13 protein-coding genes and 1 other RNA gene are annotated in these 15,092 nt (G+C 71.1%); 10 read left to right on the top strand and 4 right to left on the bottom strand.

Translation table 11 applies throughout. The annotated features are described in order from the left end of the window. Nucleotides 1–23: 23 nt before the first annotated feature. Nucleotides 24–215 carry a hypothetical protein gene (locus RFN52_RS15480; RefSeq protein ID WP_062927170.1) on the bottom strand — a complete coding sequence of 64 codons (192 nt, stop codon included), beginning with the start codon at nucleotides 213–215 and terminating at the stop codon, nucleotides 24–26. Between the two features lie 257 nt (nucleotides 216–472). Between RFN52_RS15480 and ftsE the strand changes: the two genes are divergently transcribed. The 5 genes from ftsE to ssrA all read left to right on the top strand — a co-directional run bounded on the left by ftsE (nucleotide 473) and on the right by ssrA (nucleotide 4,373). Beyond that, nucleotides 473–1,162 carry a cell division ATP-binding protein FtsE gene (gene ftsE / locus RFN52_RS15475; RefSeq protein WP_003990615.1) on the top strand — a complete coding sequence of 230 codons (690 nt, stop codon included), beginning with the start codon at nucleotides 473–475 and terminating at the stop codon, nucleotides 1,160–1,162. Nucleotides 1,163–1,202: 40 nt separating this feature from the next. Next, nucleotides 1,203–2,120: a permease-like cell division protein FtsX gene (ftsX, locus tag RFN52_RS15470; protein ID WP_184846956.1), complete on the top strand. Its 918-nt coding sequence runs from the start codon at nucleotides 1,203–1,205 to the stop codon at nucleotides 2,118–2,120. Between the two features lie 68 nt (nucleotides 2,121–2,188). Then, nucleotides 2,189–3,358, top strand: a complete 1,170-nt coding sequence (locus tag RFN52_RS15465; protein ID WP_184846954.1) for a S41 family peptidase — start codon at nucleotides 2,189–2,191, stop codon at nucleotides 3,356–3,358. A gap of 45 nt (nucleotides 3,359–3,403) precedes the next feature. Further along, on the top strand, nucleotides 3,404–3,886 hold the full coding sequence (gene smpB / locus RFN52_RS15460) for an SsrA-binding protein SmpB (protein WP_184846952.1): 483 nt from the start codon (nucleotides 3,404–3,406) through the stop codon (nucleotides 3,884–3,886). Between the two features lie 99 nt (nucleotides 3,887–3,985). Further along, nucleotides 3,986–4,373: a transfer-messenger RNA gene (gene ssrA / locus RFN52_RS15455) on the top strand. A 48-nt stretch (nucleotides 4,374–4,421) separates the two neighbouring features. Here the strand turns inward: ssrA and RFN52_RS15450 are convergent. From RFN52_RS15450 to RFN52_RS15440, 3 genes are all read right to left on the bottom strand, one after another. Beyond that, the gene (locus RFN52_RS15450; protein ID WP_184846950.1) at nucleotides 4,422–5,429 is read right to left on the bottom strand and encodes a LacI family DNA-binding transcriptional regulator; all 1,008 of its coding nucleotides are present in this window, start codon (nucleotides 5,427–5,429) and stop codon (nucleotides 4,422–4,424) included. Further along, nucleotides 5,429–7,678 (bottom strand): alpha-xylosidase, encoded by a 2,250-nt coding sequence (yicI, locus tag RFN52_RS15445; RefSeq protein WP_184846948.1) that lies wholly within the window; start codon nucleotides 7,676–7,678, stop codon nucleotides 5,429–5,431. Before yicI ends, RFN52_RS15450 begins: the two co-directional genes overlap by 1 nt. A 76-nt stretch (nucleotides 7,679–7,754) precedes the next feature. Then, on the bottom strand, nucleotides 7,755–8,963 hold the full coding sequence (locus RFN52_RS15440; protein ID WP_184846946.1) for an MFS transporter: 1,209 nt from the start codon (nucleotides 8,961–8,963) through the stop codon (nucleotides 7,755–7,757). Nucleotides 8,964–9,212: 249 nt separating this feature from the next. Here RFN52_RS15440 and RFN52_RS15435 point away from each other — a divergent pair, with 249 nt between their 5' ends. From RFN52_RS15435 to RFN52_RS15415, 5 genes are all read left to right on the top strand, one after another. Further along, nucleotides 9,213–9,458 (top strand): hypothetical protein, encoded by a 246-nt coding sequence (locus RFN52_RS15435; RefSeq protein ID WP_184846944.1) that lies wholly within the window; start codon nucleotides 9,213–9,215, stop codon nucleotides 9,456–9,458. Nucleotides 9,459–9,469: 11 nt separating this feature from the next. Continuing rightward, complete coding sequence (locus tag RFN52_RS15430) at nucleotides 9,470–10,330, top strand: hypothetical protein (RefSeq protein ID WP_311240959.1); 861 nt, start codon at nucleotides 9,470–9,472, stop codon at nucleotides 10,328–10,330. Nucleotides 10,331–10,373: 43 nt separating this feature from the next. Then, on the top strand, nucleotides 10,374–11,339 hold the full coding sequence (locus tag RFN52_RS15425) for a LysR family transcriptional regulator (RefSeq protein ID WP_184846942.1): 966 nt from the start codon (nucleotides 10,374–10,376) through the stop codon (nucleotides 11,337–11,339). Between the two features lie 214 nt (nucleotides 11,340–11,553). Next, entirely contained in the window at nucleotides 11,554–12,525 is a 972-nt protein-coding gene (locus RFN52_RS15420; RefSeq protein ID WP_311240958.1) for a hypothetical protein, read from the top strand. Nucleotides 12,526–12,897: 372 nt separating this feature from the next. Continuing rightward, the gene (locus RFN52_RS15415; protein ID WP_184846939.1) at nucleotides 12,898–15,090 is read left to right on the top strand and encodes a bifunctional polysaccharide deacetylase/glycosyltransferase family 2 protein; all 2,193 of its coding nucleotides are present in this window, start codon (nucleotides 12,898–12,900) and stop codon (nucleotides 15,088–15,090) included. Nucleotides 15,091–15,092: the final 2 nt, after the last annotated feature.

The following is a 15,092-nucleotide window of genomic DNA, read 5'->3' as shown; positions in this document are numbered from 1 at the left end:
TGTCCTGGGGGCTGCGTACCGCCTTACGCGGTCTGGTGCGCCAGCAGGGCCACCGCGGCGATCAGCACCGTCAGCAGCGCGATCAGAGCCATCGGGTTCATGCCCGCGAGGAAGTTCTCCTGCTGCATCCGCTCACGGTTCGCGCGGCACACGGGGCAGCGGCCCTCGTTCACGGGGGACGCGCAGTTTGCGCACACCAGCCGGTCGTACGTCATGCGCTTGCCCTCCTTGCGCCGGTTCCACGTGTCCAACGTCCGTGGGGGTGGGAATGTTCCCCCCTCCACTTTGCCAGGTTCCGGCGGCCGTCGCGCGGCTGCGCATTTTCTGTGGTTGTACGCACAGTCCCCCCGCGCCTCTCGGGGCTCGGTATAAAACGGCACATCCATGGCGCAACCACTGTCGGTGACTGCGATGTCCCACCCGGGTCGCGTATGGTCACGCTCATCTACCCCCGGCGACCCGTGGTGCATCCGTGATCCGATTCGACAATGTCTCCAAGGTCTACCCCAAGCAGACCCGCCCCGCCCTCAGGGATGTATCCCTGGAGGTCGAGAAGGGCGAGTTCGTCTTCCTCGTGGGGTCCTCCGGCTCCGGAAAGTCCACCTTCCTGCGGCTGATCCTCCGCGAGGAGCGGTGCAGCCACGGACAGGTGCACGTTCTGGGCAAGGACCTCGCCCGCCTCTCCAACTGGAAGGTCCCGCAGATGCGGCGCCAGCTGGGGACGGTGTTCCAGGACTTCCGCCTGCTGCCGAACAAGACGGTCGGCGAGAACGTCGCCTTCGCGCAGGAGGTCATCGGCAAGTCCCGCGGCGAGATCCGCAAGTCCGTGCCCCAGGTGCTCGACCTCGTCGGGCTCGGCGGCAAGGAGGACCGCATGCCCGGCGAGCTGTCCGGTGGTGAACAGCAGCGCGTCGCCATCGCGCGGGCCTTCGTCAACCGGCCCAAGCTGCTCATCGCCGACGAGCCCACCGGCAACCTCGACCCGCAGACCTCCGTCGGCATCATGAAGCTGCTCGACCGCATCAACCGGACGGGCACGACCGTGGTGATGGCCACGCACGACCAGAACATCGTGGACCAGATGCGCAAGCGCGTCATCGAACTGGAGAAGGGCCGCCTCGTCCGCGACCAGGCCCGCGGTGTCTACGGCTACCAGCACTGATACCGCACCCGAGATCCACGGAAAGGCATAACCAGTCGCCATGCGCGCCCAGTTCGTCCTGTCGGAGATCGGTGTCGGTCTCCGCCGCAACCTGACGATGACCTTCGCCGTCGTCGTCTCCGTCGCCCTGTCGCTCGCCCTGTTCGGCGGGTCGCTCCTGATGAGCGACCAGGTCAGCACGATGAAGGGCTACTGGTACGACAAGGTCAACGTCTCGATCTTCCTCTGCAACAAGAGCGACGCCGAGTCCGACCCCAACTGCGCCAAGGGCGCGGTGACCGACGACCAGAAGAAGCAGATCAAGGCCGACCTCGACAAGATGGACGTCGTCCAGGCGGTCACGTACGAGACGCAGGACCAGGCGTACAAGCACTACAAGGAGCAGTTCGGCGACTCCCCGCTCGCCAGCTCCCTCACGCCGGACCAGATGCAGGAGTCGTACCGCATCAAGCTGAAGGACCCGGAGAAGTACCAGGTCATCGCCACCGCCTTCAACGGCCGGGACGGCGTGCAGTCCGTGCAGGACCAGAAGGGCATCCTGGACAACCTCTTCAAGCTGCTGAACGGCATGAACTGGGCCGCGCGCGCGGTGATGGCGCTGATGCTGGTCGTCGCGCTGATGCTGATCGTCAACACGGTGCGCGTCTCCGCGTTCAGCCGCCGGCGCGAGACCGGCATCATGCGCCTGGTCGGCGCCTCGGGCTTCTACATCCAGGCGCCGTTCATCATGGAGGCCGCCGTCGCCGGACTCATCGGCGGCACCCTCGCGTGCGGCTTCCTGCTGCTCGCCCGGTACTTCCTCATCGACCACGGACTCGCCCTGGCCGACCAGCTCACGCTGATCAACTTCATCGGCTGGGGCGCGGTGCTGAAGTATCTGCCGCTCATCCTCGCGACGAGCCTTCTGATGCCCGCGTTGGCCGCGTTCTTCGCGCTGCGCAAGTACTTGAAGGTGTGACGCATACCAAGAGGGGCCGTGCGGTCAACCGACCGTACGGCCCTTCCGCTTGTCCTAGACTCACCGGCATGTCAGGTCGTGACCCGTTCTGTCAGCCCCGTCGCATCCGTCGCGGGGCCGCCCTGACCTTGGTGTTCGCGAGCGTGCTCGTCGCCGGAGCGGCCACCGGGGCGTTGCCGCAGAGCCAGGGGAAGTCCGCCCCGGACGAGGCCCGTTCGGCCGGTCCGGCCGGGCGCCACGCGGACGTCGCCCGGGCCGCCGAGGAGGCCATGGCCGACGGCAAGTCCCCGGTCCAGGCCGCGAAGCGCGCCGTCAGCCGCAGCGGCGACCGCTGGGCCGCCGTCTACTCCCCGGGCGAGTACGAGGAGTTCGAGGAGTCCCTCGACGGCCAGTACACCGGCGTCGGCCTGTGGGCCCGCAGCGGACAGGACGGCCGTATCGAGGTGACGAAGGTGCGCCCCGGCTCGCCCGCCGCCACCGCCGGGATCCGCCCCGGAGACCTGCTGCGCAGCGTCGACGGCGAGAAGACCGACGGCCGTCCCGTCACGGAGGTCGTCTCCTTACTGCGCGGGGACGCCACCGACGCCCCCGCCGGCACCGCCGTCCGCCTCGGCCTGGAGCGCGGCACCCGCGCGTGGACCGAGACCCTGCGCCGGGCCCAGCTCTCCACGGACTCGGTGACCGTCCGGGAACTCGACGGCCGGGTGACCGTGATCAAGGTCGCCACCTTCACCAAGGACTCCGGCCACCAGGTCCGCGAAGCCGTACGGCAGTCCCCGCCCGGTGCCGGAATCGTCCTCGACCTGCGCGGTAACTCAGGGGGCCTGGTCGGCGAGGCCGTGACCGCGGCCTCCGCCTTCCTCGACGGCGGCCTGGTCGCCACCTACGACGTCGACGGCGAGCAGCGCGCCCTGCACGCAGAGCCCGGCGGGGACACCGCCAGACCGCTGGTCGCGCTCGTCGACGGCGGGACGATGAGCGCGGCCGAGCTCCTCACCGGCGCCGTACAGGACCGCGGGCGGGCGCTCGTGGTGGGCTCCCGCACCTTCGGCAAGGGCTCGGTCCAGATGCCGAGCCGGCTGCCCGACGGCTCCGTCGCGGAGCTGACCGTCGGGCACTACCGCACCCCCTCCGGCCGCGGGGTCGACGGCCGGGGCATCACGCCCGACCTGGAGACCGGCGAGGACGCCCTCCCCCGGGCCCGGGCCGTACTGCGCGGTCTGGCGAGCCCCTCGTAATCGACTTTCCGCAGGGCCCCTCCGTAGTGCGAAAATGGCGGCACTATGGCTAAGGAAAAAGGGCGCAAGCTGATCGCGCAGAACAAGAAGGCGCGGCACGACTACCTCATCATCGACACCTACGAGGCCGGCCTGGTCCTCACCGGGACCGAGGTGAAGTCCCTGCGCCAGGGACGGGCGTCGCTGGTCGACGGCTTCGTGCAGCTCGACGGGAACGAGGCGTGGCTGCACAACGTGCACGTGCCGGAGTACAGCCAGGGCACGTGGACCAACCACAGCGCCCGGCGCAAGCGGAAGCTGCTGCTGCACCGCGCCGAGATCGACAAGCTGGAGTCGAAGTCGGGCGAGACGGGCCACACCATCGTGCCGCTCGCGCTGTACTTCAAGGACGGCCGGGCCAAGGTCGAGATCGCGCTGGCGAAGGGCAAGAAGGAGTACGACAAGCGTCAGGCGCTGCGGGAGAAGCAGGACCGCCGGGAGACCGACCGCGCGATCGCGGCGGTGAAGCGGAAGCAGCGCGGGGCGTAGGGAATACGCTGGCACCGACCTGCGTTGGTCACGTACGATGGTGCCTGCACCCCACAGCGGGTGCGTGCCCCTCTCCGGAGGGGATTGTCAACACAACATGGGGATGATCGGTTTCGACAGCGGCTGTCGAAGCAGGGGAAGCGTGTCGAGGAAGCGGCAATGATCTCGTAAACCATATGTCGCAAAAAATAATCGCCAATACCAAGCGCGATTCCCAGGCCTTCACCCTCGCTGCCTGATAAGCAGTGAGCGAAGGTCCCTAATGGGTGTCAGCCCGGGAGTGTTCCCGACCCGGATCCTGGCATAAGCTAGGGAACTAAACCATCGAGCCCGGTCACGGGGTTCGATGGGAAATCAAACAGTGACTGGGCCTGTCGACGACTTGTTCGCGTGATCGCCGGGGCCGAGAAAATCGCAGCGAACTGCACACGGAGAAGCCCTGATTCTGCACCGTTGGACGCGGGTTCGATTCCCGCCATCTCCACTCATCCCATGTGGGCGAAGGCCCCGCCGCTTGTGAGCGGCGGGGCCTTTGTCATGCCGTCCGCCGTGACGTGCTCGCCCTTTCCGTCAGCCGGGGCGGCAGCAGCGTCGTCTCCGGTACGGGGACGCCGTGCAGTTTCTGCGTCAGGAGCTCCACGGCGCGGGCGCCCAGCTCGTCGGCCGGCAGGGTCACCGATGTGACCGGGACGGGGGGCGTCGTCGCCAGGTCGTCGGGGCAGACCGCGGTGACGGAGAGGTCGGCGGGGACCCGCAGGCCGAGGTGCTCGAAGGCCGTGATCAGGGGGGCCAGCAGCGGTTCGTTGTGGATGACCACGGCGGTGAGGGGGGGATGCTCGTGGAGCAGCCGTTCGGCGAGCCGGGGGGCCGTGGCGGGGTCGGGGTCGCCCGGGTGGACGGACGTGGTGAGGCCGTGCCGGGCGGCTGCCGCGGTGAAGCCCCGCATGAGGTGGTGGGCGTAGGCCGTCTGGCGGAGGTAGACCTCCGGGGGTGAACCGACGAGGGCGACCGTGCGGTGACCCAGCCCCGCCAGGTGGTCCACACAGGCCTCGCCCGCCGCCCTGAAGTCGAGGTCCACGCAGGTCAGGCCGCGCGGGTTCGCCGGTACGCCGATCAGGACCGACGGGCTGTCCAGGAAGCGGAGCCGGGGGAGGCGGGGGTCGTGGAGTCCGACGTCCGTCAGCAGCAGTCCGGCCACCGGCACCGTGCCGAGGGCGCGGGTCAGGCCCTCCTCGGCCTCCTCCTGGGTGAGGAGCAGGACGTCGTGGTCGTGCGCGCGGGCCGTCGTCACCACCGACACCGCCAGCCGCATCACCACCGGGGTGTGCACGCCGGGGCGGAGCGGCGCCGCCAGGGCCAGGACGTTCTGCCTGCCGCCGGCCGGGACGCGGGCGCCCGTGTGGGGTCGGTAGCCCAGGTCGCGGACGGCCGCCTCGACGCGCCGCCGGGTCTCGTCGGAGATCGGGCGCTTGCCGCTCAGCGCGTAGGAGACGGTGCTGGGGGAGACCCCGGCCCGTCGTGCCACGTCCGTGATCCTGACCATCAGCCGAGCTCCAGCGCGATACGCCCCGTACCGGGCGGGGCCTGGACCTCGCGGTCGCCGGCCGCCAGGCTCCAGGCGGCCGCTGGGGCGCCGCACACCGCCCGCAGGGTGTTCCCCTCGCGGGCGACCGTGAAGGTCACGTCCCCGACCTGCACCGTCACCTCGTCCCCGGGCCGCAGACCGTACGCCCGCAGCGTCACCCCGTCGGCGTGGTCGTAGTCCGGGCGGTCGTCCCGCGCGCCGACCGGGATCACAGCGCCGGGACGCACCAGCAGCGGCGCACTCAGGAAGCCGTGGCGTTCGCGCACCCAGCGCGGGCCGGTCACCGTCCCGCCGGTCAGGAAGTGGGTCCAGGTGCCCTCGGGGACGTAGTACGTGACGTCGCCCTCGTCGCTGAACACCGGGGCGACCAGCAGGTCCGGGCCGAGCATGTACTGCCGTTCCAGGTGCGCGCACCCCGGGTCGTCCGGGAACTCCAGCACCATGGCCCGCATCATGGGCAGGCCTTCGGAGTGGGCCGCGCGGGCCGTCTCGTACAGGTAGGGCATGAGGCGGAGCTTCAGCCGGGTGAAGTGGCGGGCCACGTCCACCGACTCCTCGTCGAACTGCCAGGGGACCCGGTAGGAGCTGCTGCCGTGCAGGCGGCTGTGCGAGGAGAGCAGTCCGAACGCCAGCCAGCGCTTGAACAGGGCCGGGGTCGGGGTGCCCTCGAAGCCGCCGATGTCATGGCTCCAGAAGCCGAAGCCCGACAGGCCCAGCGACAGGCCGCCGCGCAGCGACTCCGCCATCGACTCGTACGTCGCCTCGCAGTCGCCGCCCCAGTGCACGGGGAACTGCTGGCTCCCCGCCGTCGCCGACCGGGCGAAGAGGACGGCCTCCTGCTCGCCCCGGTGCTTGCGCAGCACCTCGAAGACCGTGCGGTTGTACAGGTACGTGTAGTAGTTGTGCATCCGCTCCGGGTCCGAGCCGTCGGACCAGACGACGTCGAGCGGCACCCGTTCGCCGAAGTCGGTCTTGAAGCAGTCGACGCCCTGTCCGAGCAGCGCCTCCAGCTTGGCGGCGTACCAGTCGCGGGCGGCCGGGGAGGTGAAGTCGACCAGGGCCATGCCGGGCTGCCACATGTCCCACTGCCAGACGCTGCCGTCCGGCCGCCTCAGCAGGTGCCCGAGCGCCTTGCCCTCGGCGAACAGCGGGGAGCGCTGGGCGATGTACGGATTGATCCAGACGGAGACACGCAGGTCACGGTCCTTCAGACGGGCCAGCATGCCCTCCGGGTCGGGGAAGACCCGCTCGTCCCACCGGAAGTCGCACCAGTTGTACTCGCGCATCCAGAAGCAGTCGAAGTGGAAGACGGACAACGGCAGTTCCCGCTCCCGCATGCCGTCGATGAAGGACGTCACCGTCTCCTCGTCGTACTTGGTGGTGAAGGACGTCGACAGCCACAGGCCGAACGACCAGGCGGGCGGCAGGGCCGGGCGGCCGGTCAGGGCCGTGTACCTGCGCAGGATGTCCTTCGGGGCCGGGCCGTGGATGACGTAGTACGTCAGCTCCTGCGTCTCCGCGCTGAACTGCACCCGGGAGACCACCTCCGAGGCGACTTCGAAGGACACCTTGCCCGGGTGGTCGACGAAGACGCCGTATCCCGCGTCGGTGAGGAAGAAGGGCACGTTCTTGTAGGCCTGTTCGCTGCACGTGCCGCCGTCGGCCTGCCAGATGTCGACGACCTGGCCGTTCTTCACCAGCGGGCCGAAGCGCTCACCGAGGCCGTAGACGGACGTGCCGACGTTCAGGACCAGCTGCTCGCGCAGGTGGTGGGCGCCCGAGGCGTCCCGCATGATGCCCGCGTTCTTGTGGCCGCTGCTGGTGAGCTTACGGCCGTGCGCGAGGAACTCGACGTGCCACGGCCCGCCGCGGGCCAGCCGGACCGACAGGTCGCCGGAGGTCAGGGTCGCGTGCTCGTCGTCGTACGAGATCTCCGCGGTGGTGTCCGACGCCGTGAGCTCGAACTCGGGGCCGCGGGGCTCGCCGCCGGTGAAGTGGGTGAGGGTCAGGCCGATGACGCCGGGCATGGGGGTGTGTGCCCGGACCGTCAGGACCGGGCCGGTCATCAGGTCGCCGCGGGAGCGGACGGTCCGGGTCGGTGCGTGGATCTCCAGGGCGCCGTCCGACTCGGTGACGTCGAGGGCCTGGGCAGGGTGGGCCGCGGTGACGCCCTCGCGCAGGAGCCAGTAGCCGTCGGTGAACTTCATGTGGGGGTCCCTACTCTCCCGGCGCACGACGTCGAAGCGCTTCGACGATCGAACGTATGCGGGGGGCCTGAGGGCGTCAATGGGGTGTGGGGATAACGGTGAAGCGATTCGAAGCGCCTCGCAGGGACAACACCAGGGCCACGGACGCCGCCGTCACCGGGACCACGTAACCCGCCGTCGGCGAGAAGTGCTCCACCGTCCAGCCGCCGATCGCGCTGCCGCAGGCGATGCCGCCGAGCAGTCCCGCCACCGCGAGGGTCATGCCCTCGTTCAGCCGGCCCTCGGGGGTGCGCTCCTGCACCAGCGTCATGGTGGTGACCATCGTCGGGGCCGTCGCCATCCCGGCGACCAGCAGCGCCGCCGCCAGGGCGAGGAGCGAACCGGTCAGGGCCGCGGCCAGCAGCGGCAGGGCCAGCAGCGCGGCCATCGCCGCCACGCACCGGGGCAGCCGGCCCGCGGCCGGACCGGCGGGCTTCACGGCGCCGTACAGCAGGCCCGCCCCGCAGGAGCCCGCAGCCTGGAGCGCGAGCACGACACCGGCCGCCGACTGCCGCCCCTGCGCGTCGGCGAACGCCAGTGTGACGACCTCCGTCGCGCCGAAGACGGCGCCCATCGCCAGGCAGACCGCGAGCAACGGGGGGATGCCGGGGGCGCGCAGGGGCGCCTTGCCGGGTATGCGCGCGTGGGCCGGGGGCTCCGTCGCACGCCGGGTCGTGAACAGCACCATGCCGGTCAGCAGCAGCACCGCGCCCACGAGCGTGCCCGCCTCGGGGAAGAACGCCCCGCACAGGAAGGCCGCGAGCACCGGGCCCAGCATGAAGCACAGTTCGTCCGCCGCCTGCTCGAAGGAGTTGGCGGTGTGCAGCGCCTTCGGGTCGCCGGCCAGCAGATGCGCCCAGCGGGCCCGGGCCATGCCGCCGGTGTTGGGGGTGGTGGCGGTGGCGGCGTAGGAGGCGAACAGGGTCCAGTCCGGGGCGTCGTGGCGCACGCACAGCAGCAGACAGAGGGAGCCGAGGACGGCGATCACCGTGGCGGGCAGGGCCACCCGGGCCTGGCCGTGCCGGTCGACGAGCCGGGCGGTCCACGGAGCGACCAGGGCGGTCGCGGCGAGCCCCGTCGCCGTGACGGCACCGGCGAGGGCGTACGAACCCCGGCTCCCGGCGATCATCACTACCGCGCTGACGCTGAACATGCCCATCGGCAGCCGGGCGATGAGGTTCCCGGCGGTGAACGCGCGGGTGCCCGGCAGGCGGAACAGGCGGCGGTACGGGAAGAGTTGCGGCATGCGTCCACCGTCGCCCGGGGACGATCAAGCGGTCCAACACCTGTTCCGCGCCCAGTCACGCACCTGGGTTGTGGATCCGGGACGGGGAGGCCGGAAAGGTGTGGCGGAAAACGTTCGCTCCTTGTTCTTCATACAGGAATATGGAGATTTCTCATGCTCCTCATGGCGCAGAGAAAAGATGCTCATTCGGGAAATTCCTTCACTCGTTTGCCGCGCATCCGCCGAAGTGGGCCGACGGTTAGTCGGTACATGACCGAGGCGACCAGGAAAGACGGCTGGGCGGTAACGCTCGGCCCGTACACCTACATTCCCGCTCCAGTGCACTCGTCGGCGACCGTCAACGGGACGCTCACCAAAGGGGGTTGCCCGGTCGCGCTGAAGGTGACCGAGCCGGTGCTGCGTGATTTCATCGACCGCATGAGCGCGCTGGAAAAGGATCTCGCCCGACGATGGATCAGCGCCACGGATTGGCCCGCTTTCGCGCTCGCGGAATAGTCGGGTCCGCCATGTACGACAAGGTAGAGGGCACCGGCCGGCATCGGGCTCCGGCCCGGGATTTCATCACCCCCCTCACACCACCGGACCCCACCTGGGATCCCGCCGAGGAACTGGCGTTCATCCTGGAGGAGGCCCTCGGGGAGCAGGCGGCGAGGATTCCCGCCCCCCGGGACGAGGACCTGGTCCCCGCCGCCGATCCCGAACCGGCCGCCGCCGCGGGCACCCACATGCGGCGGCTCCAGGACATCACCGAGGAACTGCCGCCGGTACGGGAAGTACCCCGGCGGCACCGCAAGGTCCCGGCCCGCAAGGCCCACGGCTTGCTCCGCGCCACCAGCTTTCTCGTCGCCGCCCTGGCGGCCGTCATCGCCTCCGCGGTGAGCCTCCTGAGCGGCATCGTCGCCTACGACCCTCTGCGGCTGGTCGCCGTGTCTCCCGCGGCGGCGGGCCTGCGCACCTGGTGGCCGCTGCTGGTGTACGGGCCCTGGCTGGTGGGCTCCCTGTCCGTCCTGCGCGCCGCGCTGCACCAGCGCCGAGCCGTGCACTCCTGGTGCGTGGTCCTGCTGTTCTCCTCCATCGTCGTGCTGCTGTGCGTCGTCCAGGCGCCCCGGACGATCCTCGGCATCGCGGCGGCCGCCCTGCCCGGTCTCGCCGCCCTGGCGTGCTTCCAGCAGGTCGTCCGCCAGATCACCCTGACCAGGCCGCCGATGCGGTCGGTGCCCCGTCACCGGCTGGGGCAGGCTCCGCCGGATGCGGGTGCGGAGGGCCGGAAGAACGCGGAGGGCCCGATGGGAGCGGACGTTCGGACGGGCGAGGTCGGGACGTCCCTGAACGACACGGGCTCCTGGGCCCGGGAGGGCCGTCCCTGAGGGCCACGCACCCCTGCGCCTCCGGCCGCTGTAGGTTCGCGGCATGTCCGGGCACCTCGATCACCGTCTGCTGCGCGGCTTCGTCGCTGTCGCCGAGGAGTTGCACTTCACGCGTGCCGCGGTGCGGTTGCACGTGGCACAGCAGGCGCTCAGCCGGGACGTGCGGCGACTGGAGCGGGAGCTCGGCACCGAGTTGTTCGTGCGCACCACCCGGCAGGTGACGCTCACCCCCGACGGGGAGCGGCTGCTGCCGTACGCCCGCCGGGTGCTCCAGGCGCAGGACGAACTGCTCGCCGCCTTCGACCAGGCCCGGCCGCTGCTGGTCGACCTCAACTCCCCGGGCCTGGTCACACCGCGCCGGGTGCTGCACGAGGCGCGTGAACTCGCCCCCCGCCACGAACTGATGGCCCGCTACGAGAGCGGCCTGACCGGAGCCGCCGGAGAACTGCTCGCCGGCCGGCTGGACGCGTCGTTCGGACGCTTCGCCGGGCTGGAACCGGTGCTGCGGGCCGGGCTCGACCACCAGCCCGTGCGGCTGGAGCCGATGGCGGTCGTGCTGCCGGACGATCACCGGCTGGCCACGTGGGACGCCGTGCCGCTCGCCGAGCTGGCCGGCGAGAGCGTCTACGCGGGCGCCGGCAACCCGCGCACACCGGAGTGGACCGGCCTCGCACGGCTGCTGTTCGAGGGGCGGGGCATCGACATCGCGCCACCCGCTCCGCTGGCCGTCGGGGACGAGGAGTTCCAGCGGCTCATGGCCAGAACGCGCAACCCGGTCCTGGCCGTCGTGGAGTTCCCGGCGCTCCCGTCGATGGTGGTGCGGCCCCTGGTCGACCCGGTTCCGCTGGCCCCCGTCTCCCTGGTGTGGCGCAAAGGCCTGACTCATCCCGCCTTCGACGCGCTGCGCCGCGCGGCGGCCCGGCTGGCTGCGGAAAAGGGCTGGTTGCGCAGGCCCGCGGGCGCCTGGCTCCCGGCCGGAGACGATGTCCTCATGGCGTCTCACGGTTGACACGATTCGACACGGCGCACACACGGAACCTGCGCGTGCGCTACATTCGATGCCTGAGCACGGTGTGGTAAGAGGGGGCGCTCGGACGGGTGGGGGCCCGATCCGACGGCGGGTGCTCAGGTCGGAAAGCGCACCTGAACCATCCCGTGGGGGGAAGTGCGTGCGCGTGAAACAGTGGCGAGAAGACGCCCAACCAGAGTGGCCCGAGGCCGCTATGGCTACCGGGGAACTCCCGTCGGACAGCGGAGCCCGGGACGGGAGAGCCACTCAGGTCTTCCCCGACCGTGATGTCCGGACGACCGGCCACCGGCTGCCCGCCGGGACGGAGATACTGCGCGGCATTCCGCGCCAGAGCGAGGGCGAGGCCGACTCGCTCGCCCTGCGGCCGGGGAACAGGACATCGGTCCGCGACCCCTGGCAGGAGCAGGAGGAAGCCGGAGCCGAACCGTCGGGGGACACCCCCGACGCCGACGGGCAGACCCACGATCCGCACGAGGTCACCGTCCAGCTCGACGCCGTACAGCTCGGGGACGGCTTCCTGCGGCAGGCCAAGGAGGGCCCGGGCGCCGAGGCCGCCGCCGACCGGCCCGTCTTCGTCGACGAGTCCGGCCGCCGCAGCCGCCGCTACCGCCGGATCGGCATGGCCGTCGCCCTGGCCTGCGGGGCCTACGCCGTCGTCATCGTCGCCACGCTGCTGTCGGGCAACTCCAACGCCCCCTGGCTGCCCGTGCCGGCCAAGGACGACAACCCGCCGGCCGGGCAGGTCGACACCCCGTCGCTGCCCGCCGAGTCGGCACCCACCACGGACCCCGGCGCCACCGCACCGGGCAGCACGCCGGCGACCGGCCAGGCCACGGCACCCGCGCCCGGCCCCAGTGCCGCAGCACCCGAGGCCACCGCCGGCACCGGCCGGCTCGGCACATCCGCCAAGCCCTCGCCGAGCGCGACCCGGACCGTGCCGGCGCCGGGCGGCAAGGCCACCGCCCCGGCCCCCACCAAACCGGCGGACCCGCCGAGCACGCCGGCCACCGACCCGACCCCGACGGTCGAGCCCACGGCCACGCCCACCGAGACGACGGGCACCGGCGGCGACGGCGGCACCGTCGCCGAGGGCCCGGCCGAGCCGCAGCCCGTCGCCGAGGGCCCGGCCGAGCCGCAGCCCGTCGCGGAGACGCCCGCCGCCTAGCCCACCGCGTCCGTGAAAGCGGCGCCCGCCGCCCGGGTGCCGCTCCGCCGTCCTTGTCGGCGGGGCGCCGCTCCACCGTCCTTCTCGGCCGGGCGTCTCTCCCGCAGCGGTCCAGGCCGGTGGGGGGACCCCCGAGCTCTCCGGAGCGGCGAGGGGCACCTCCCGATCACCCGCACCAACCTGCTCCACCCGCTCAACCCGCTCCACCCACTCGTCCCGCTCCCGCAGCGGGACCTCAGGACGCCGCTGAGTGCGCCCACCCTGCGCAGCCGAGACGTCCCCGACCGGCCGGGCCCGACCCACCACACCCACCGTCCGCCCGCCTCCGTCCCCGTACCACCCCATCCCGCACCACCCGGAGTACCACCACCCATGGCATCCCGTACCCGCCGTTCCGGGCCCTCGTCGCGAGCCCGTGGCGGCTCCAGGCGCCGGCGCCTGCCCATGCGTCTGTTGCTGCCTCTGCTCGTGCTCGTCGCGCTCGGCGCGATGCTCATGCTGCGCGGTTACGTGCACAGCGAGATCCTCGCCGACCACCGCGTCGGCCCGCCCGCGGCGAACGACCGCGTCCCGAAGGACATCCTGAAGGGCGGGCCCGTGATCGACACCCGCAACGGGAAGCCCGCCGCTCTGGACCTCCCCGACGGCGAACTGGTCCTGACCTTCGACGACGGCCCCGACCCGATGTGGACGCCCAAGGTGCTCGACGTCCTGAAGAAGCACGACGCCCGGGCCGTCTTCTTCATCACCGGCACCATGGCCTCCCGCCACCCCGACCTCGTCCAGCGCATGGTCGACGAGGGCCACGAGATCGGCCTGCACACCTTCAACCACCCGGACCTGTCGCTGCAGACCAAGAGCCGCGTCGACTGGGAGCTGTCCCAGAACCAGCTCGCCCTGGCCGGGGCGGCCGGTATCCGCACCTCGCTGTTCCGCCCGCCCTACTCGTCGTTCGCCCACAACATGGACAACAACACGTGGCCGGTCACCGAGTACATCGGCAGCAAGGGCTACATCACCATCGTCAACAACACCGACAGCGAGGACTGGCGCCGGCCCGGGGTCAAGAAGATCATCAGCAACGCCACGCCGAAGGGCGGCAAGGGCGCCATCGTGCTGATGCACGACTCCGGCGGTGACCGCTCCCAGACCGTGGCCGCGCTCGACGACTACATCTCGGGGCTCCAGGACAAGGGCTACCGCTTCCACACCCTCACCGGCGCCCTGGACGCACCGAGCGCGCACACCCGCGTCGCCGGGCTGGAGTCGCTGAAGGGCGAGGCGTGGGTCTTCCTGGTGCAGGCCTCCGAGAAGGTGACCGGGGTTCTCGTCGCCGGCCTCGCCGTCGTCGGTGTGCTGGTCTTCGGGCGTCTCGGGCTGATGCTGATCCTCTCCGTGGCGCACGCCCGGCGGGTCCGGCGCCGCGGGTTCAGCTGGGGCGAACCCGTCACGGAACCGGTGTCCGTCCTCGTGCCCGCCTACAACGAGGCCAAGTGCATCGAGCAGACGGTCCGTTCGCTCGTCGCCAGCGACCACCCCATCGAGGTGCTGGTCATCGACGACGGCTCCAGCGACGGCACCGCCCGTATCGTCGAGAACCTGGGCCTGCCCGGTGTGCGTGTCGTCCGCCAGCTCAACGCCGGCAAGCCCGCCGCCCTCAACCGGGGCATCGCCAACGCCAAGTACGACCTGATCGTGATGATGGACGGCGACACCGTCTTCGAACCGACCACCGTCCGCGAACTCGTCCAGCCCTTCGGCGACCCGCGCGTCGGCGCCGTCGCGGGCAACGCCAAGGTCGGCAACCGGGACTCGCTCATCGGCGCGTGGCAGCACATCGAGTACGTGATGGGCTTCAACCTCGACCGCCGCATGTACGACGTGCTGCGCTGCATGCCCACCATCCCCGGCGCGGTCGGGGCGTTCCGGCGCAGCGCACTGGAACGCGTCGGCGGCATGAGCGACGACACGCTCGCCGAGGACACCGACATCACCATGGCCATGCACCGCGACGGCTGGCACGTGGTGTACGCCGAGAAGGCCGTGGCCTGGACCGAGGCCCCGGAGTCCGTCCAGCAGCTGTGGTCCCAGCGCTACCGCTGGTCCTACGGCACCATGCAGGCCATCTGGAAGCACCGCCGGTCCGTCTTCGAACGAGGACCCTCGGGGCGCTTCGGCCGCGTCGGCATGCCGCTCGTGTCCATGTTCATGGTCGTGGCGCCGCTGCTGGCCCCCCTGATCGACGTGTTCCTGCTCTACGGGCTGGTGTTCGGCCCCACCGAGAAGACCATCGGCGCCTGGCTGGGCGTCCTCGCGGTGCAGGGCGTGTGCGCGGCCTACGCGTTCCACCTGGACAAGGAACGCATGACCCACCTGATCTCCCTCCCGCTCCAGCAGCTCCTCTACCGCCAGCTGATGTACGTCGTCCTGCTCCAGTCCTGGATCACCGCCCTCACCGGCGGCCGGCTGCGCTGGCAGAAGCTGCGGCGCACGGGTGCGGTGGGCCTGCCCGGGTCCGGAACCGGCATGCCCCAGCAGATGACGGAGAAGAGGCCGGTCGGATGACC

It is taken from the genome of Streptomyces collinus, assembly GCF_031348265.1.
Lineage (GTDB): Bacteria > Actinomycetota > Actinomycetes > Streptomycetales > Streptomycetaceae > Streptomyces > Streptomyces collinus.
The sequence above is the reverse complement of the archived record's forward strand: the minus strand, read 5'-3'. Positions and strand labels throughout refer to the sequence as shown.

Coding starts and splice junctions, on each gene's coding strand:
- RFN52_RS15480 (WP_062927170.1), bottom strand. CDS start 215: ATGACGTACGACCGGCTGGTGTGCGCAAACTGCGCGTCCCCCGTGAAC.
- ftsX (WP_184846956.1), top strand. CDS start 1,203: ATGCGCGCCCAGTTCGTCCTGTCGGAGATCGGTGTCGGTCTCCGCCGC.
- RFN52_RS15465 (WP_184846954.1), top strand. CDS start 2,189: ATGTCAGGTCGTGACCCGTTCTGTCAGCCCCGTCGCATCCGTCGCGGG.
- smpB (WP_184846952.1), top strand. CDS start 3,404: ATGGCTAAGGAAAAAGGGCGCAAGCTGATCGCGCAGAACAAGAAGGCG.
- RFN52_RS15450 (WP_184846950.1), bottom strand. CDS start 5,429: ATGGTCAGGATCACGGACGTGGCACGACGGGCCGGGGTCTCCCCCAGC.
- yicI (WP_184846948.1), bottom strand. CDS start 7,678: ATGAAGTTCACCGACGGCTACTGGCTCCTGCGCGAGGGCGTCACCGCG.
- RFN52_RS15440 (WP_184846946.1), bottom strand. CDS start 8,963: ATGCCGCAACTCTTCCCGTACCGCCGCCTGTTCCGCCTGCCGGGCACC.
- RFN52_RS15435 (WP_184846944.1), top strand. CDS start 9,213: ATGACCGAGGCGACCAGGAAAGACGGCTGGGCGGTAACGCTCGGCCCG.
- RFN52_RS15430 (WP_311240959.1), top strand. CDS start 9,470: ATGTACGACAAGGTAGAGGGCACCGGCCGGCATCGGGCTCCGGCCCGG.
- RFN52_RS15425 (WP_184846942.1), top strand. CDS start 10,374: ATGTCCGGGCACCTCGATCACCGTCTGCTGCGCGGCTTCGTCGCTGTC.
- RFN52_RS15420 (WP_311240958.1), top strand. CDS start 11,554: ATGGCTACCGGGGAACTCCCGTCGGACAGCGGAGCCCGGGACGGGAGA.
- RFN52_RS15415 (WP_184846939.1), top strand. CDS start 12,898: ATGGCATCCCGTACCCGCCGTTCCGGGCCCTCGTCGCGAGCCCGTGGC.